Source organism: Brumimicrobium oceani (assembly GCF_003143775.1).
Taxonomy (GTDB): Bacteria; Bacteroidota; Bacteroidia; order Flavobacteriales_D; family Crocinitomicaceae; genus Brumimicrobium; species Brumimicrobium oceani.
This window is the reverse complement of record NZ_QFRJ01000003.1, coordinates 151,627-169,645: the sequence shown is the minus strand read 5'-3', so window position 1 is coordinate 169,645 and position 18,019 is coordinate 151,627. Positions and strand designations below refer to the sequence as shown.

The 18,019-nt window shown below is 34.2% G+C and carries 20 protein-coding genes; 2 read left to right on the top strand and 18 right to left on the bottom strand.

Features of this window, described 5'->3' with window-relative positions:
• Nucleotides 1-27: 27 nt before the first annotated feature.
• The 9 genes from DIT68_RS06065 to DIT68_RS06025 form a co-directional block, all read right to left on the bottom strand.
• On the bottom strand, nucleotides 28-447 hold the full coding sequence (locus tag DIT68_RS06065) for a DUF1801 domain-containing protein (RefSeq protein ID WP_109358927.1): 420 nt from the start codon (nucleotides 445-447) through the stop codon (nucleotides 28-30).
• 23 nt (nucleotides 448-470) lie between these two features.
• A complete protein-coding gene (locus DIT68_RS06060; protein ID WP_109358926.1) occupies nucleotides 471-1,091 on the bottom strand; it encodes an alpha-ketoglutarate-dependent dioxygenase AlkB family protein in 621 nt (206 codons plus the stop codon).
• 144 nt (nucleotides 1,092-1,235) lie between these two features.
• A complete protein-coding gene (locus tag DIT68_RS06055) occupies nucleotides 1,236-2,405 on the bottom strand; it encodes a serine hydrolase domain-containing protein (RefSeq protein WP_109358925.1) in 1,170 nt (389 codons plus the stop codon).
• A 185-nt stretch (nucleotides 2,406-2,590) separates the two neighbouring features.
• Nucleotides 2,591-3,400 (bottom strand): alpha/beta fold hydrolase, encoded by an 810-nt coding sequence (locus DIT68_RS06050; protein WP_109358924.1) that lies wholly within the window; start codon nucleotides 3,398-3,400, stop codon nucleotides 2,591-2,593.
• A gap of 738 nt (nucleotides 3,401-4,138) precedes the next feature.
• A complete protein-coding gene (locus DIT68_RS06045) occupies nucleotides 4,139-4,798 on the bottom strand; it encodes a DUF2490 domain-containing protein (protein WP_109358923.1) in 660 nt (219 codons plus the stop codon).
• A complete protein-coding gene (locus tag DIT68_RS06040) occupies nucleotides 4,791-5,468 on the bottom strand; it encodes a DUF4956 domain-containing protein (protein ID WP_109358922.1) in 678 nt (225 codons plus the stop codon). Before DIT68_RS06040 ends, DIT68_RS06045 begins: the two co-directional genes overlap by 8 nt.
• A complete protein-coding gene (locus tag DIT68_RS06035) occupies nucleotides 5,446-6,219 on the bottom strand; it encodes a polyphosphate polymerase domain-containing protein (RefSeq protein WP_146194137.1) in 774 nt (257 codons plus the stop codon). Before DIT68_RS06035 ends, DIT68_RS06040 begins: the two co-directional genes overlap by 23 nt.
• Entirely contained in the window at nucleotides 6,220-6,603 is a 384-nt protein-coding gene (locus DIT68_RS06030) for a peptidase associated/transthyretin-like domain-containing protein (RefSeq protein ID WP_109358920.1), read from the bottom strand. It lies immediately after the preceding gene.
• A 528-nt stretch (nucleotides 6,604-7,131) separates the two neighbouring features.
• The gene (locus DIT68_RS06025) at nucleotides 7,132-8,604 is read right to left on the bottom strand and encodes a T9SS type A sorting domain-containing protein (RefSeq protein ID WP_109358919.1); all 1,473 of its coding nucleotides are present in this window, start codon (nucleotides 8,602-8,604) and stop codon (nucleotides 7,132-7,134) included.
• 346 nt (nucleotides 8,605-8,950) lie between these two features.
• Here DIT68_RS06025 and DIT68_RS06020 point away from each other — a divergent pair, with 346 nt between their 5' ends.
• Nucleotides 8,951-9,364: an OsmC family peroxiredoxin gene (locus DIT68_RS06020; RefSeq protein WP_109358918.1), complete on the top strand. Its 414-nt coding sequence runs from the start codon at nucleotides 8,951-8,953 to the stop codon at nucleotides 9,362-9,364.
• 122 nt (nucleotides 9,365-9,486) lie between these two features.
• Here the strand turns inward: DIT68_RS06020 and DIT68_RS06015 are convergent, their stop codons facing one another.
• The 5 genes from DIT68_RS06015 to DIT68_RS05995 all read right to left on the bottom strand — a co-directional run bounded on the left by DIT68_RS06015 (nucleotide 9,487) and on the right by DIT68_RS05995 (nucleotide 13,259).
• A complete protein-coding gene (locus tag DIT68_RS06015; protein ID WP_109358917.1) occupies nucleotides 9,487-10,608 on the bottom strand; it encodes a DEAD/DEAH box helicase in 1,122 nt (373 codons plus the stop codon).
• A 451-nt stretch (nucleotides 10,609-11,059) separates the two neighbouring features.
• Nucleotides 11,060-11,350, bottom strand: coding sequence for a hypothetical protein (locus DIT68_RS06010; RefSeq protein WP_109358916.1), 291 nt, complete (start codon nucleotides 11,348-11,350; stop codon nucleotides 11,060-11,062).
• A gap of 296 nt (nucleotides 11,351-11,646) precedes the next feature.
• Nucleotides 11,647-12,279 carry an NAD(P)H-dependent oxidoreductase gene (locus tag DIT68_RS06005; RefSeq protein WP_109358915.1) on the bottom strand — a complete coding sequence of 211 codons (633 nt, stop codon included), beginning with the start codon at nucleotides 12,277-12,279 and terminating at the stop codon, nucleotides 11,647-11,649.
• A 64-nt stretch (nucleotides 12,280-12,343) separates the two neighbouring features.
• Nucleotides 12,344-12,793 (bottom strand): MarR family winged helix-turn-helix transcriptional regulator, encoded by a 450-nt coding sequence (locus DIT68_RS06000; protein ID WP_109358914.1) that lies wholly within the window; start codon nucleotides 12,791-12,793, stop codon nucleotides 12,344-12,346.
• Nucleotides 12,794-12,836: 43 nt separating this feature from the next.
• Nucleotides 12,837-13,259, bottom strand: coding sequence for a DoxX family protein (locus tag DIT68_RS05995; RefSeq protein ID WP_109358913.1), 423 nt, complete (start codon nucleotides 13,257-13,259; stop codon nucleotides 12,837-12,839).
• A gap of 174 nt (nucleotides 13,260-13,433) precedes the next feature.
• On the opposite strand from DIT68_RS05995, the gene DIT68_RS05990 reads away from it, so the two are divergent.
• Nucleotides 13,434-14,420 carry a YihY/virulence factor BrkB family protein gene (locus tag DIT68_RS05990; RefSeq protein ID WP_109358912.1) on the top strand — a complete coding sequence of 329 codons (987 nt, stop codon included), beginning with the start codon at nucleotides 13,434-13,436 and terminating at the stop codon, nucleotides 14,418-14,420.
• A 10-nt stretch (nucleotides 14,421-14,430) separates the two neighbouring features.
• Here the strand turns inward: DIT68_RS05990 and DIT68_RS05985 are convergent, their stop codons facing one another.
• From DIT68_RS05985 to DIT68_RS05970, 4 genes are all read right to left on the bottom strand, one after another.
• Complete coding sequence (locus tag DIT68_RS05985) at nucleotides 14,431-14,970, bottom strand: MepB family protein (protein WP_109358911.1); 540 nt, start codon at nucleotides 14,968-14,970, stop codon at nucleotides 14,431-14,433.
• Between the two features lie 359 nt (nucleotides 14,971-15,329).
• Nucleotides 15,330-16,808 (bottom strand): hypothetical protein, encoded by a 1,479-nt coding sequence (locus DIT68_RS05980; RefSeq protein ID WP_109358910.1) that lies wholly within the window; start codon nucleotides 16,806-16,808, stop codon nucleotides 15,330-15,332.
• A gap of 235 nt (nucleotides 16,809-17,043) precedes the next feature.
• On the bottom strand, nucleotides 17,044-17,277 hold the full coding sequence (locus DIT68_RS05975) for a hypothetical protein (protein WP_109358909.1): 234 nt from the start codon (nucleotides 17,275-17,277) through the stop codon (nucleotides 17,044-17,046).
• Between the two features lie 36 nt (nucleotides 17,278-17,313).
• Nucleotides 17,314-17,979: a phosphatidylserine decarboxylase family protein gene (locus DIT68_RS05970; protein ID WP_109358908.1), complete on the bottom strand. Its 666-nt coding sequence runs from the start codon at nucleotides 17,977-17,979 to the stop codon at nucleotides 17,314-17,316.
• Between the last annotated feature and the right edge of the window lie 40 nt (nucleotides 17,980-18,019).

Here is an 18,019-nt window from a genome sequence, read left to right as displayed (position 1 = left end):
GGCCATAGGGGATGGAGATTAATTTTATCACAAGCCTAAAGTCTCCAAGTGTTTCACATTATGATAAGTGAAAGTTGCTTTAATGCACTGTTTTAGTTCCTTTTCTGGAATTTTTTGGTTGAGCTGGAAAATGATGGCCCTGCTACCTTCAAATTGAAATTTTTGATCAAATAACAACCTGAATGTGTCCACTAATCTGCTGCTGCATTGAAAATACATAGCGTATTGATCAGGAGATTTTGATTTCCAATCCATTCTTAAAGTGCTACCATTTTTAGTAATAAAACTTGGTTCTCCCCATTTTAAGGTTTCTTCTATTTTTTTTATCTCGTGAATTTCTCTTGCAGTTTCTAAAACTAAGGTTCTTAGCAGTTTCATTTTAGCAATAACAAAATCTGGATAAGCATCCATGACTTCTTCAAACTTCGGATCTGTTTTTATTTCCATTCGGTCTTTATTCTCTTAAAGTGTTATTCAGTGTGCTGGTCTTTTGGTTTAGTGTTGATCGTTCTAAAGGTGAGGTTTATTCTAGGAGTTTTTACTTTCTTAGTTGGAGGGAGTCTATGCAACCAATTCTTTTGTGTTGTTCCTTTCATAACCAATAAACTTCCTTTCTCCAAAATGACAGAAATATTTTGTTTACTGCTTTTGTGTTTGAAAAGAAATTTACGTTCTGCACCAAAACTAAGGGAAGCAATTGCACCATCTTCCTTTAACTCTTTTTCGTCATCGCTGTGCCAGCCCATTCCTTCCTCGCCACTGTGATAAAGGTTTAAAAGACAAGAATTGTAACTTACTCCAGTTTTATCTTCAATTATTTTTTTTATCGCCAAAAGCTCATTTGTCCAAGGTAAAGCTAATTTGGTGGTTTTGGAATAAGTATATTTAAAAGGTTGACTCCCATACCAAGCAACTTTTCGTTTTGTTATAATGGTTTTTCCAAACATAACTGCTTGATCGTTGCGCCAATCAATGGTTTCAATTAGTTTTTCAAAGTACTCCTGCTCTTGCTTTAGTGAAAATATAGGTCCGTGATAATTGACTTCGCCATCAAAAGGTAGGATGTTGAGGCTATCATTAAATAAATCCATCATTGCTCAATTTTTTCAATAGAAATGCAGTTTCGAGTCTTTTAGCTTTCTTCTTGGATTTCAAAATTACAAAGAAGTCCGCAATAGACTCCTTAATAATGGCGTTAATGTTGTCAACTAAATGTTACTTCTTGTATTTTTGACTTATAATTTTAAAGCTAGTTTATAGGCTTCATCTAAGATCTCATTCAAATCTACATTTCCTTCATTGGTCATTATTACAATTCCCAACTCGGTGTATGGCCCCACTGCCACAATAGTTGATGCTCCTTTGGCAGAACGATCGTCTCCCCAGAGAAAGTTGACAGGGTCTAATAAAGTAACATGATAGCCAATTTGATTGTTAATTGTAGGGATTTGACTTGTAAACATTTCATCTACTGTAGTTTCATCTAAAACGTGTATGTTATTGTAGTACCCATCGTTTGAAAGTGCTGAAACTAGTTTCATAAAGTCTTTACCTGTTGTTCTGAGGCCAATGCTTGGATAATGCGTAACAGTATAATTTTCTAATGGATTAAATTGTCCATTGGAAAAGGTGTAAGGGGAAGCTAATGGGAAACCTGACTGTTTTGCCCTGTTTAATTTCCAGTAGGTTTGCGTCATTCCCATGGGAGTAAAGATTTTATTTTCGCAATAGAGATGAAAATCTTGACTTGAAATCTGTTCTACCAAATACGCCATTAGAGTGGTAGCCGCTTGCGAGGATTCATAATCTGTGCCCGGTTCAAAGTTTTTGAAGTTTTCAGAGGCATTGTAAAAAGTTCCATTGGGTAAGAGATATTCCTCCACAAAGTAGTCTAGTGGTAGCGGGCTGTCATAGTCTTCATAATAAAGGTTCTCTAGTGCGCTACCATCTGCAATTCCTGAACTTTGGGTTAATAACATTCTAAAAGTTATTGGAGTAGTGGAGTTTGGATTAGAAACTGCAAAGGGTAAATGATTGTTAATATCATCATCTAATGCAAAATGACCATATTCGTTCAATTGGAGTAGGGCAGTGGCAGTCACTATTTTGGAGGCAGATGCCATTAGAAATAAATGGTCTTTTGTGAGGGCTTCATTATTTTGAATATTCGCTTTACCTATTTGATCGTTGTACAGTATCTTGTCTTTCTTAGATATAGTTACCGATATTCCTGGTATGTTGAGCGTGTTGAGTTGGGCTGTTAAGTAGGTGTTGAAAGCTTTAATATCTGAATTCTCCTCTTCTGAAGTTTCGGGGAGAACAATTGGATCTATTGTTTTTTTCTTGCAGCTTTGGGTAACTATTGTAAAAGAAGCTATAAGGAGTAAAAAGAGTATGTTTTTCATAGTACGATCTTAATTTTTATAAATTTAATTGATAATCATTAGCTTACAAAACTATGTGTGAAAAATCGTAAATAAAAAAACTTGTTTCACCCAATTGGTTGTGTTGTTTTTGAGATTCTTCTTTTATTTAAAAAGTAGAAGCAATCAACAATACAGTGTTATTGGAGAGCAGTTAAGCACATTAATTATTTCAAAAATGCGATAATATCATCGATGACTGCTTTGGTTCTTAGGATTCTAAAATGCCCCGTCCCATCAACTTCTTTTATCTCAGCGTTAGCCCAATTTTTATTAACGTTTTTTGAATGTTCGATTGGGATCACCCTGTCATTCTTATCATGTAGGATTAAAGCTTTTTTTACAGCGACAAATTTCACGAAATCGCTTACATTGAGTGAATTGATGGTCATTTTTGTTTCTTTCTCTAATTTTTGAATTAATTTTTTCCGAACTTTTTTATTTATTCCAACAGTTTCTGAAACTTGATTTATTCTATCAATAAAGCGATCGGGAGTTGTGATTAAAACGTATTTATCTATTTGTAGATTTGAATTGTTGTATAAGGCAAAGGTTGTGGCAACACTTCCAAATGAATGACTGACCAACATTTTTACGCGATACTTTTGAACTAAAGTCCCCACCAAGTCAGAGAATTGGAATAAGCTAGTATTTCCTTTGCTACTAAATCCATGAGATGGACCATCAAAGGAATGAACGGTGTAACCTTCAATTAAGAGTTCTTCAATTAAATCTGAGAAATTGCCAGCTTGACCTTCCCAGCCATGGATCAATAAAACTTTTTTATCTCCACCTTTCCAAGTATAAAGTTGTATTTTAAAATCCTTGTAATTTAAGCTTTCTTTAGTAGCCTTGTCCAATACAGTTAACTCATTTTCTCTTAGTTTTCTGATTTGAGGATTCGTCAATTTTTTATAAGCAAAATTGGCAATGGTTTGTGGAATTATATTTGAAGCAAAGCGAACGATGTTCTTCATTTTCTAAGGTGTTAGGGATTGGTTTAAAAGATCTTATGGTTGTAATAAGTCGCAAGTTAATCAAAAAAAAATGAATTAATCATTTCTGTGAATGCTATTTTTTTTCGTCCTCGACTTGCTGTCCTTTTTTACTCTATTTAGTGGATGGCTGAAGTCATTACAACTCAGCGTTTCATGGATTGTTTAATGTGAAAATGAAACAATTTCTGAATGATAAGCTTTTCTCATAGTAACTTAATTTCGTGTATCAATATTCCTCACCTACTAAAAATGGTCAACCACTTATCCGCATTGGGTTTTGATCTTCTATTGCGCAATTCGTTTTCTTATTTATGGTAGGAAGCCCGTTTTTTGGTGATTTATCTATAAACTTTGCAACACTAAATTAGTTTGAAACAATGACGAATTATCATTTTTCCTGGGGCAGCTCCCCAAAACAAAACGTAAATGAACTCCAAAATCAGTGCTTAGTTTGTGATGGGTAAACAGTAATTTGAAAATAGGTGAACACATTCCCTGAGCGTTATATGATTCTCGATTTTGTGCAGGTTACCTCAGGTTTTGATACCAATAGAACTTCTTAATGTCCACTCCAAACTGGTCAGCTGATGTTTATTCTCTTGAGGTACTGGTAGCGTAATTGATTCCTATGAAAATAAAGTTAAGAATCAGGAAATAGGATTAAGCTTAGTTAAAAAAACTTCTTTTTGATGCCAATTGATTGATTAAAGCATTCATTTATTTTAAATCAATGCTGTAGCTCACTCCGTAAATATGTCCAACCTGTAAGTTTTTTCTATTAAACTTATACTCATAAATATAGAACAATTTAATGCTATTTCTTTTGTTGAGATCAAATTTCGATCCTGCAGAGAATCTTGATCTATTTATGGTCATTTGGTCATTCAGCTGATAGTGGAATTCATAGGAAATAAAGGGTTTTATGTCTTTTTTCTTGTTTTCAATTTTGTATTCCAATGTTGTTTTGTTCCTGATGTAGGTGGGGTTATTTTCTTCAATAGGAGCAGTCTGGATTTGATATTTTACTCTGTTTTTGAATTTGAACTCCCAAAATTTAATGTCGTATTCCACCCCGATATCGAAACGGTGGCTCAATTCATAACTGTATTCTTCATAGTCGTTATCTCTTGCGTATCTGTAATTTGCTCCTGCTGAAAATCTTTTCGAAAGCTTGTATTCTGCTCCGATTTCACCCAAAACTTTATCTGTATGGGAGAAGTTTTCATCAAGTCTATATTCAGTGCCTAAAGTAAACTCTAGATCGTTGAATTCTTTACTAATTGAAATCCCAGTCCACAAACGTGCATCTTCAGTAATTTGTGCGCTGGCTATTGTGCTAAGCACCAATAAAAGTAAAAAGAGGAAGTACTTACTCATTTTTATTATTTATAAAAGTGTTGGCGACAATACTGTCGTTAGGTTCGTCTTCAAAATAAAAAACCATAATTCTCACGGTGTCCTTCAGAAAATCAATTCTACCAATTTGAACTTGGTGAATATTTAGTCCAGTTCTGTCTTTTAAATCTTCAATTAATAGATTGTGGTTTTCTGGTTTAATGTTGTCAATTTTCTCGTAAATAATTTCTTTTCTAGATTCATGTTTAAGAAGAAAGACCTTTTCCAGTAAATAAGTAGCCAAAACGATTGTTCCATTTACCAACAAAAGCTCTGCTAAACTTACTTTTTGGTCAGATAGAGAATTGACAATTGCAATCGCGATAATCATGAAAAGATAAGTCATTTCCTTTATCGGAAGCTGTTCTGTCCTGTATCGAAGTATTCCGAAAATGGCAAATAAACCAAAAGCAAATCCAAGTTTTAGCTTTACACCATTTAATAGAATGCAAACAAAAAAGATAAGAATGTTAAAGAGGAAGTAGGTGAATAAGTAATCCTTTCTTTTGTGAATAGGATAGTATATCTTTCTAATTACAATAAATGCAACGATGAGGTTGATTGAAAAACGAATAAGCATTTCAAAAAAGCTGTCGGTATCTATTAATTTAGATCCTAAGATTGGAATTTTAAGCAATAATACCTCTATCATTTTTTAGTTTATTAATTTTTATTATTTGTTCTTTAAATTTGTTCGCCTTAACTATTTTGTTGGTTAAAACTGTACCAATGCAATATTTACTCATACTACTTTGTCTAATGTAATTCTTTTTTAAAGCCTTTATGAAGTCGGAATTTCCAGACATTTTTTCTTGTTTTATCTCAACGATAATCAAATGCGGTAACTCCTTCTTAATTTCGCCATCGTAACTGCTAAAACTTAAGTTGAGGTCTATGGTAGCTCTTTCTTTTTTTGTTTTATGTACCAGTGTAATTCGTGTAAAGCTATTCCATAAAACGGCTTTTAAATCATCCGCTTTATAAATGGAGTTTTCTTCAATAAAAGCTTTTGAACTAGGACTAAGCTCGCCTTCTATAATTGGGTTTTTAACCCTGGATTTTATAGTTTTTTTCTTGTTGTTTTTGAATTTGATTTCTAAAAATATAGTTCCAGAGTCAATATACTCCCTAAATCGAATTTTAAACCGGTTTAGTTTTCCATTGTGATGATTGATGTAACTTGAGTAATCTTTCGTGTCGAAGTACAGCGTCTTGTAGCTATTCGTTCTTTTGCCATTTGTTGAAAGAACCCGATATTTGTCTTGAACTTCCATTAATATTTCGGCCAACATATCAGTGTTTAATATAAACTTAGTGTCTGATCTGTTTAACAGCTTCACATTATCCATTTCCTTTAGAGAAATAGGTTCAAAGTCTTGAAGTATGTCAGTGAAATTTTTCAATTATTTACTTACTTCAATTGTTCCAATATCTACTGTTTCTTTTTTACCTATTGTAACGGTTTTAAAAACAGGCTCTAAACCCGATGGGTTAGTAGAAACTTCACTGTAAGAATAGATGGTGTAAGTTCCCTCCCTTAAGTTTTTAAATTCAAAAGACCCATCAAAATTCGTTTTCATATCTTCATCGTAGATGTCGTTCTCTTCACCATAAATAATGAAAACATCATAGTCAGGAATGAAATATTCACCTTGATTGTTGCCAGATTTATCTGACATAAAAACTTTACCCACAATGGTAGATCGTCCTCCTTCTCCCTCAATTTTTTTACAAGAGAAAAGGGGTAAAAGAGTAACTAAAAAAATTACAGCATATTTGTTCATCATAAAAGACGGTTGGTGTAAAACAAAATTAGTAATTATTAACGAATAATTAATATACTATTTCCTATTTCGCTTAAAAATCAAGAACTTTCACTGAAAGCCTGCTCTTTTCATTTATCAATTACGACTAGAGCCTAAATAAAATGGGTGTTTTATTGAGAACTGTAGTAAGGATGTAATTATTGGGGTTGCTGAATAGGCCTTAATACAAGCAAACTCTTAATGAACTATAATTTTAAAATTTATGGAGTGATTGCTTGGTAATAAATCAGTTCTTTAAGTTTTACTGCTTGATGCTTGTAGCGTCATAAGCTCAAAATAGCATGTAATTCTTTTAACTCAAAGCGTTTTAGTTGGCATGGGCTTAAAAATTCTTGCAGCAATTAACTTTGAATTTTAAAGTAAATGATTTGAAAATAGTTTATTTCAAAACCCTAGCGTGGAAAGCAATTCATAAAAAAAAGCTGTTCATTAACCCAATTTATTGATGAATTGAGTTAGCGAACAGCTTTTGAATTCTGGGTGTAGTGTTTACCTCACCACCAATTTCTTGCTTACACTTTGACTTTTGTTTACAAATTTTATGATGTAAAGCCCTGTTGGAAGTTCCAAATTAATTTGATTCTCTCCTTTTTTTAAGCTTTCGGTTTTAACCAATTCCCCTCTGACATTAAAAAAGCGAACAACTTCAAAATCTAGATCATTAGCAACTGAAATCAGATTTTCTGCTGGGTTAGGATAAACATTTATATCCGCTAACTCATATTTGTCGGTTGACAAGATTCCGCAGGACCAATTACTGAAGTCAACTAATCCTAAACTTGGATCATCTAATTGGTGAGAAATTATAGCTTCAATAAGAGGAGCGTCTGCATTTTCGTTAGACTCTATCCAGCAATTTCCCATAGCGCTAATGTCTAAAGATGTATTGTTGAAGAGGGCGTAAATAGCTCCATTATTTCCATTTTCTGAAAAGAGGTTATTTCCATAATCAGTGGTTGTTCCTAAATCAACGGAAGCATCTCCAATTACAGTGATTCCCCATAAATTTCTCCTGATTTTGTTTTCTCTAACACGTATCCTTTGCGAATCGGAGCTGCTATTCACAGAAATACCACTACCTCCTAAGTTGGGATCATTTTGGGTAATATTATCTTCAATAGTATTTCCCTTTATCAGTACAATAGCATTTGGTCCGCCTATGGAAATTCCATATCTATTGTTTCGAATCACATTATTTTCTATTTCTGCGTTAATATTTGCTCCCAAGAAATTCGAAACCGCAATTCCTCCAACTTTTACCATTGCAGCGTCTCCAATAATTGTATTTCCAATGATGCGTAAAGTATCTGTTCCTGTTGGTCCCATATTTAATTGTGGACGATTGGCATTGCTTTGACCGTTTTTTTCAATCCAATTGTTTAAGATTTGCGCTGCAACGGTTTGATTTGCTCCCGAACCTACAGCTGGTAAATCATTTTTGTAAAAGGTGTTATTTTGAATTAAAGCGGCACCTCGAGACAATGAAATGACAGCGCCTGTAGAAGCACCTGAAACATTATGAGCTAAATAGGAGTCTGAAATTGTAAAGTCTTCAGTAAGCACTTTTAAGCCTCCAATGTATGTGATTTCTGTATTCTTAATTGAAGCTACTGAAAACTCATCAAAACGAATTCCGTCCGCAGGATTAAGCGTATCCATAGAGCTAATAATGAATTTACCATTGTTTGAAGCAGGGTCTACAATAAAGCTTCCCTCAACGGTAATGCGCTTGTCTGTATCCAAGAGCAAGGTATCGGAAGTTGAAATTTCTAATGTGTCACTTTCGGCGATAATTAAGTCATCGCTGAGTGTGTACTTCGTTCCATCAAAAGATAAAACAGATGGATCTAATGCAGATAGAGTGGATAAACTGTAGTTCACTCCATTATCTGGGGTTGTTAACTGAGCGAAGGAAGTCGTTCCTCCTAAAATGGCCAAGGCCAATAAAGTAACTTTTTTCATAATTTACTGCTTTTGTTGTAAGGTATTACCTCAGCAAAATTGCTGAAAGAGATGACCTTTAATTTATATCGAATTAGGTACAAAGTTAAGGCTTTAAAAGTGGTTGAGGCCAATGAAATCAAGGAATAAGCTTAGTTTTTGTTAATCTAAGCTTAACCCCTTCTACAGGAGGTGATTATTGTTATAATGCTTAAATCTCCTCTTTTTGAGTGCTTTCTTATTTGAAAAGAAGGAATAGCCTAGCAAAGTGATTTTTTCTTATTTAAATCCCAACTCTTTAATATTGTTTATAGCAATCAAACAAACTTTCAGGTCTTCCAATGCGTTTTGAAATAAAAAGCAAATTATGGAAAGAAAAGCAACGGCCCTATGGAGGGGAGGTGGAAAAGAAGGAAAAGGACATTTAACAACTCAAAGCAAAGTTTTAGATCAAACAAATTACTCTTACAAAAGTAGATTTGAGGAGGGGGAAGGAACAAATCCTGAAGAATTAATAGCAGCAGCCCACGCGGGATGTTTTACAATGAAATTAACCTTTAATTTACAAGAAGCAGGATTTACTGCCAATAGCTTAGAGACTTGTGGTTCTGTTCAGCTTGAAGACGGGAAAGTAGTTTCTTCAAACTTGAAGCTCGCAGCAAAGGTGGATGGAATAAAAGAGGAGGAATTTTCAAAATTGGCAGAGGATGCCAAACAGAATTGTCCAATTTCTTTATTGTTGGATACCAGAATTAACCTTGAGTACACTTTGAGTAATTAGTATCTAGTATGTAATATTCTTTAGTTATAGAGCATAAAAAGCGGAACTTCAGCTAAGAGGTTCCGCTTTTTTTAAGGCCTAAATTTTAGAAATATGCTCTCATCAATAAAAGGCAGAAAGAATTAGCCCACTTTTTTTATTTTCGAAAACTTAATTCCTAGTTTTCTTTCGTATTCTTTTAGTGTTTTGGCTTCTGCGTTATTTACGAAACACATTGAAACACCTTCTTTTCCGGCGCGAGCTGTTCTTCCACTTCTGTGTGTGTAGTATTCTGCGTTTTCTGGAAGTTGATAATGTGCAACAAAAGTTAACCCTGAAACATCGATTCCACGTGCAGATACATCTGTAGCAACCAAAATACGGAGTGTTTCATTTTTAAAGGCACGCATTACTTTATCGCGTTCTTTTTGAAGCAAGTCTCCATGTATAGCATCCGTTGAGATGTTTTTGGCGATTAATTGCTTGGCTAGTTTTTGGGTTGCTGCTTTTGTTTTACAAAAAACAACACCTCTGTTCTTATGCTGAGATTTGAGGAAAGAAAGTAATGCATTCAGTTTTTCAGATTCATCACAAACTAAATATTGATGAGAAATGTTCTTATTAACAACATCTTCTTTTTTTACTTCAATCTTTAAGGCATCTTTAGACAAGTGTTTTGAAATAATTTGCTGAATTCCGTGAGGAATAGTTGCTGAAAAGAGCCATTTATTATCAATGGAAGGGAGAAAACTTAATATTTCATCCAATTCTTTTTGGAATCCCATACTCAACATTTCGTCTGCCTCGTCTAAAACAACGGTTTTCACTTTCTTTAAATCAACTGCTTTCTTTTCTAATAAGTCGATTAACCGCCCAGGTGTGGCTACAATGATTTGTGTTGGTCTTTGTAATGCAGCAATTTGTCTGTCCATCTTTTCACCACCATAAACGGCTTCAATAAACACTTTATCAGAATATTTGATAAACTTGAAAAGCTGCTTAGCGACTTGCTTGGCTAATTCTCTAGTTGGACACAAAATAAGACCTTGAACAGCTGCTATATTGGGATCTATCTGCTCCAAAAGTGGAAGTCCAAACGCTGCTGTTTTTCCTGTTCCTGTTTGCGCTTGAGCAACAATATCAGTTTTTTTAGCCAGAAGAACAGGTATAACCTTCTTCTGAATGTCAGTGGGTACAATAATATCTAATTCCGCAAGTCCTTTTGTGAGTCGCGCATTGATTCCTAAATTTTCAAAGTTTTTCAAAACAATTGTATTAATTATGGTTACAAAGGTACATAAAAGCTGGGAGGAGTATTAAAGTAAAAGAGTGTAATACGGTCTGTGGTCATTATTTTAAATGCCAATCCGATACTTTACCAGTAAATATATTTAACCCAACCATAATTTGATTCAGCGTCAAACTAACAAGATCCTTCGCAAATTTCTATTTCCAACTGGTTGGAAATAGAAATCCGCATCAGGATGACATTAAACTGGGATCATATTTCAAGTGAGAGGGGAAAAGCAAAAACGCTCTAGCGCTTTTGCTTTTCCCCTCTCACTTGCCCCCCAGCGCCTACAACTGTCATCCTGACTAGGGTTGAAAATCTTAATTTTCAACTCTGGAAGGATCTGGCCTAGTTAAATAAATACTTTTTATTGTAGAATATTAAATAATGGGTAAAGTTCCCGATAAGCATTTTATTTTATATCATTAATCCCATCTGTTATACACAACATTGATGTGGTCCACCATATCGCGAATAAGATAAAAATAGCCAATGTCAGTTTCTGCATAGCAAACTTCTGTCCTGTTTTTTCCCTCTATGATTTCACGGCAAGCATATTTACTAATCGCAATATCATCAATTATTCCTTCATATTTTAGCTCTTTTAATGCTTCATTAATTATTAAAAGGGCGTAACTTTCACTCCAACCGTCAAAACAATTTGAATGTTTATCAAACATGTCTTCCGAAAATGTAATCGTCTGTGTGTCTTTCATGGTGTTTAATTTTTAAGTAGTAGTTGGATAGACTTTTTACTAGTGATTACTGTGAGCTTGTTAATGTTTTAAATTGTTTGTTTTATCCGTTTTTACTTGTAAAAATGAATCCGCGATTCATAATGATTTGTTTGTTTTTGAAATTTGACTCTTACCCAACAAGAATAAAAAAAAAAATAGTCCTCGTTTTTTATCAGATTATTTTCAAGGCCCAAATAAAGATAAAAAGATAGGAAAAAAAAAGCGATCTAGAATATTTCTAAGATCGCTTTCGAAACTTTGCAAGCAGTATTGGCTTATTCAATCACTGTGACTAAATCCTCTTTGCTTTTGCGCACTTTTGGTAGGTTTACTAACCAATCTTCAGATTCATTTCTGTATCCGACGGGCAGCATAACACAGCTCCTTAAACCTTTTTCTTTCAATCCAAGAATTTCATCAATCACTTCTGGTTCAAATCCTTCCATAGGAGTGCTGTCTAATCCTTGAAATGCAGCGGCGGATATGGCCTGTGAAAATGCAATGTAAGCTTGTTTCGCCGCATGATTGAAATTGACCTCTGAATCTCTTGGAGGATAATTGGCCAATAGCATCTGACGGTAGTTTTCCCAACCTTCATTTTTAAAACCACGAATATCATTCGTCAAATCAAACATTTTGTTGATGCGCTCTGGTGTATAAGTATCCCAAGCAGCAAAAACCAGTAAATGAGAACAGTCGGTTATTACTGATTGATTCCACGCAGCTGGTCTTATTTTTTCTTTTAATTCTTGATTTGTTATCACTATTACCTCGAAAGGTTGCAGACCACTTGAAGTTGGAGAAAGTGATATGGCTTCAATAATATTGTCTATTTTTTCTTGAGGGACTTTTTTTCCATTCATTGCTTTTGCAGCATACCTCCAATTTAATTTGTCTAATAATTCCATTTCTTATTCTTTGATTTTTAAAATTAATTCGAAAAACTGTATTTCAATTCTTCATTTATTTGGCCTAAAGTTCTTTGTCTTTGGAAAGAACTTTTATCCAATTGTTTAAAACTTCTCGCATTTGCATCACTTCATTTAAAGCGATATTTCCGTCGTGTAAAATATTTACAAGCTCTCCTGGAATTGGTTGTGCGGTGGATTTTAATTGAGCTCCTTTATCTGTCAAATTAACCAAGACACTTCTTTCATCTTTTTCCGATCGTTTACGTTCGATTAAGTCCAACTTTTCCATCCTTTTTAGTAGGGGAGAAACAGTGTTGGTGTTGAGCATCAGTTTTTCTGTTATTTGATTGACTGAAATGGTGTCGTTCTCCCACAATACCATCAGTACTAAATACTGTGGGTAGGTGATTCCCATTTCATCCAAAAAAGGTTTGTATGCTTTAGTTATCAATCGTGAAACTGAATAAATAGGAAAGCAAACTTGGTTTTCTAACTTTAATTGTTCTTCCATTTTTCTTATTTTTTTATTGTGTTTCCGAAGTGGTTATGAAAAATCAGTCATTTCGGGTTTTCCAAGCCTTCCAAGCTCCAGAAGACCACAATGCCCACGCAATAAGTACAGGTTGAAAGAAAAGTCTAATGAGTCGCGCGGTATCGGAATCTAATGAAGCGAAATCTTTTCCCTCTACATATTGTGAAATGTTGCCTGGAAATATTAAAACATAAAAAATGGCCAAAGCCCAACCAAAATTAACTCTTTGTTTTTTCCAGAACATTAAGCCTAAACCTAAAATCATTTCAACAATTCCAGAAAGAATAACAACCAAGTCTTTGCTCATGGGTAACCACTCAGGTACTTGAGCTTGAAACTCCACCCTGTTAAAGGTGAGATGGCTGAATCCTGCAACTATCATAAATAGTGCAATTATAACTCTGAAAACTTTCTGTGTTAATGTTGTCTCTACGTAATTTTTCATAACTTAATTTAATCGTTAGCGTTAATATCGTTCGCGATGCAAAATTACTATTTTATTTTTGTCTCATTCACAAAATTCAATTTTTATGATTTTTTTTATTTTTAATTTTATTGAACCTCATGAATAATTCTATCTTGTAGACTGTTAATACTCACGTCGAACTAAATTATCTCCATGCTAAAAAAAATAACTCAAGTTTTAAAACCACTAATTGAAGTTGTAAAAACGGTGATTGATGGAATGGGTACACATAGTTTAATGACCTTTGCTGCCGCTATTGCATTCTATACTATATTTTCACTTCCCGGATTAATCGTGACAATTGTAGTGGTTGCTGGTGTTTTTTTAGGGCAGGAGGCCGCTACAGGCGAGTTAACCATGCAACTAAGCGAATTTATTGGACCAGAAATAGCAAATTCTATATCGGAGATTATTGTTCAAGTTAATATATCAGAGGAAGGTACCTTACAAACTATTTTTGGTGTGGGAACATTAGTTTTTTCTGCCACCACTATTTTTATGAGTTTACAAGAAGGGTTGAATAAAATTTGGGATGTGAAAGCCCAGCCTAAAAGAGGCATTGTAAAGTTTTTAATCAATAGGGTTTTGTCTTTAGGAATGATTGTGGGGATGGGCTTTATTTTAATTGTTTCCTTAATTAGCGATACTTTGTTAGAAATATTCTTTGGGAAGATACAGAGTATAATAGGAGAGGAGCCAAGTTTTCTTCTAAATGTTACCAGCAGCATTGTTTCCTTTGCTATTGTGTTTATTATTATTGGAATGATTTTTAAGTTTTTACCAGATGTGGTTTTGCGCTGGAGAGACGTTACAATGGCTTCACTGATTACAGCAGCTCTGTTTATTTTGGGGAAATATGGAATTCAGTACTACTTATCAACAAGTAATTTTGCTGAAACGTATCAAGCCGCGGGTTCAATTGTGATTTTATTAATTTGGGTTTATTATTCAACAGTTGTGGTGCTGATAGGTGCAGAGATCACAAGGGCTATTATGATTTATAAAAAGAATCCAATTCGACCATCGGAACATGCTGCCAAAGTAACCATTCAGGAGCTAGACTATGAAACATATAAGTCGAGATTTTATGACAACGACGAGCAAGCTGAAGTTGATAAAAACAATAGTGGAGCAAAGTAAAAACCCTAGCTTATTCACAAATGGAGTAAAGTATTTCCTTCTGTCTAGTTTGATTGGCTTTCAAGTCGTTTAAGTGTAAGAAATACTTCTTCTGCCAAATTTGAGTTTTCATCGCTTGGTTGTTTTTAGGCTCATCCCAAGGAGGGTAAACTCTAATACCTCGTTTACCATTCAGCTTCTCATCGGATAAAATCTTGTTTTGGTGCAGGGCTTCTTTCGGAAATATAAAAACTCCTTTTTCTTGCTCTTTCTCTGTAAATATGATCATGTATTCCAACGAATCAAAAATACTGTATGGCGCTGTAATACCTTCCTTATTGCGTTTCCAAATGGCAACAAATTGTCCTGTTTTGGTGGGTGTAATTTTTGCTTTTCTAAAAATGGACTTCCTGCCGTTAAGAAGAAATGTATACGCTAAATATGCTTTGCTTTCCTTTTCTAGAGAAAGCCCTGTTAAACGAATTGCGCTCGGTATAAAAATCTTTTTAACAAGAAGCTCTAATTCAGAAGGCTTATAAAGCGGCTTAATGTTCTCCTGTGTTTTATTCATCTTTCGCTTTTAAATGGACAAAAACCGACATTACAATTGCTGTGATACCAATTACAAGGAAAAAACCATGTAATGAAATACTAAAGTTATCTAAATCACTTAGACTTAGAAACGTAAGAAATAATCCCGATATTAATAGTTTAGTTGCTTTGTTTAATTTCATCTTTATTGCTGTGCTTCGGCTGCAAGTTAATAAGTGGATGGGCGGAATCATATTAAAATTAAAAATTGTTCTTTTTGCGATAGTCCCCTTTATTTTTAATCGCCTGATGCTAAGGCATCACCTCATAAAAATAACTTCAACGCTCATCAAAAATAATCTATTTTATAAAATTCGTCTGTTTCAGACCAACCACTAATTATTTTATTAATACCAATTTCCCATTTCTTATAATAAATGTTTGAACACCAAGTGTAATTTCCTCACCCTCTGCAAGAGGAGTTGTGAAGCGGATATCTTCTTCAATTGTAAAAAGTTGCCCGCCTGAAATTCGTGCGATATCAATATATTGATAATTTACTCTACCCTTAGTTGCTCCGCATACAATCACCGAAACGGGAATATTTTTACCCATAAACTCATCCAAAATGGACATGTCCCTAACTGCTGCTAGGTTGTCTGCGATCAGAATGATATGTTCAACCTGCCTCTTTGATTGTTCCACTCCCCTAATCATCGCTTCGACATCGTTTTCAGGACTTCTCCCACCATTTCCTTTACGCATAGTGGCAAATGCCATTTTTTCTATGGCGGTAATACTATCGGAATGAACATTGTAAACGCCATAAGACATGCCTTTCTTACCGTCAGGTCGATTGTCTCCATCATTGAAAAAAGCAAAATTATCTAAATTTGAAGTCGCAAACTTTAATCTTCTCCATTGCAATGTTTGGGTCAAATAGGGATACATACTTCCTGTAACATCTTCAACAACTAAGGCATTTTTCCAAGTGTTATTCATCATTGTTTTTTTGACCACGGTGTCCAGAAACTTATGATTGCTAAAGCTAGAATAAAAATGCGATTTAGAATCCTCTAAAATTTTTGCAAGCGCATCGCCGTAACAGTCTGATCGAATACTTATCGTGAGCACACTGTCTCTTATCATCCGATATTCCGGAGCTCTATTCCAAATGCTTTTTCTTTTCAATAACTTCCCTTTTGCTTTTCTCCTGGCATTATTGGGCCAATATTTACCAGAATAAACCTTATGTTCAGTATAGGTGATGAGTGTGTCAGCACCAATAGAATCACAAATCGTCATACATAGCTTTGATAAAGCGCTTGAGGAATCTCTTGGAATGGTTTCTCCTAATGCACTTTTTATGATGTTGATTTCGTCTTCGGTTGTTAAGGTGATTAGTGTTCCATCTTTTAATGCTATAATAGGTTCGCGAGAATAGAAAACAAAGCCATGAAATAAGTCTTGCGCTTTGTTTTTATCCTCATTTTCCACCTGATTCACTAATTTCCATTCAATCGCATTATTTTCAAATACAAAAGGAAGAACTTGCATTAAATAGGACAATCGTTTCTTGTTCAATATATTTTGAGAGAAACCGTCAGATTCTTTGTAGCTAGAGTAGTAGAGCTCAACTTTGTAAATGGTTTTATCTTCTAGTTTTTTTATCGTTGATGAATCCTCAATTTTAAATTGATTAAAACCTGTCTCTAAGGCGGTTTGAAAAAATTTAACTTCCCCTTTCTTAAAGTATTCGGATTCTTCTAAGTCCTCAACTTCTTGATTAAGGATATAGTCAATCGATACAATCTGCGAAAAACCTGTTGTGCAGAACACAAAAAGGATACTCAAGAAGTGAATTAATTTCTGCATCATGATTTGTTTTAAGATATTGATAATGGATTATCCGGATTTCTTCACTTTTTAAAATGACTTGTGGGGCTCAGGTCTAGCAAAAGAAAGAGAATATGATCAATGGAAGGTCTTCAAGCTAATTGTGAGATACTTTTTTCTTTGAATTGTAAAGGAGCGTTAAGCACATTCATTTTAAAAAAAAAAGAGCGAATACTCTATAGTTTCCGCTCTATTTTAAACTTTTATTTGCTTTGGATTATGCTTTCTTTTTGCCTTTACTGCAACAAGCTTTTTTACCTTCTTTGCTACTACAAGATTTAGCTTCAGATTTTTTCTCACTTTTCGCTTTGTCTTTACAACAATCCTTCTTGCAGTCTTCTTTACAATCCTTTTTTTCTGTTTTAACTGGTTCACCTGCAGTGGCAGTAGATGTATATCCGATTGCTCCAAAAAACAATCCCATTGTCAAAATCATTAGTCCTTTTTTCATCTTTATAGTTTTATAATCTAACCAAAAATAAACTAATTATTTTAATTCCCCAATTTTCGTGATTCTTCCTTTTACAACATCTCCAATTTTCACATCAATTTTCGTGTCTAAAGGCAGTAATAAATCTATTCGAGAACCGAACTTTATAAACCCGAATTCTTCCGCTGCTATTACTTTATCTCCCGGTTCTACGTAGTAACAAATTCGTCTAGCGAGTGCACCTGCGATTTGTCTAAACAAGACCTCTTTACCCGATTCATGCTCAATCACAAATGTTGTTCTTTCATTATCTGTAGAGCTTTTAGGATGCCATGCAACAAGGAATAAGCCTTTGTGGTATTTTGCGTATTTCATCAATCCAGAAATAGGATTAAAGTTGGCATGAACATTCAAGGGTGACATAAATATAGAGATTTGAATCCTCTTGTCTTTAAAGTATTCTGTTTCTTCCACTTCTTCTATTACCACAACTTTACCATCGGCTGGACAAATAATCTCATTTGGCTTTTCAACGTAATTGATTTTAGGAACGCGGAAAAATTGAATAATTAAATAAGCCATTACGATAACGCCTAAAGTGAGCAAAGCATAAAGCCACCAGTAACCAACTATTGTCCATAAGTAATAGTTTAGACCTTGAATCGCGATTAAAATTATTAATCCGATTGTTATGATGAGGTATCCTTCCCTGTGTAATTTCATTTACTAATTTTTATTTTTAAGGGTGTAAAATTAATCTAAT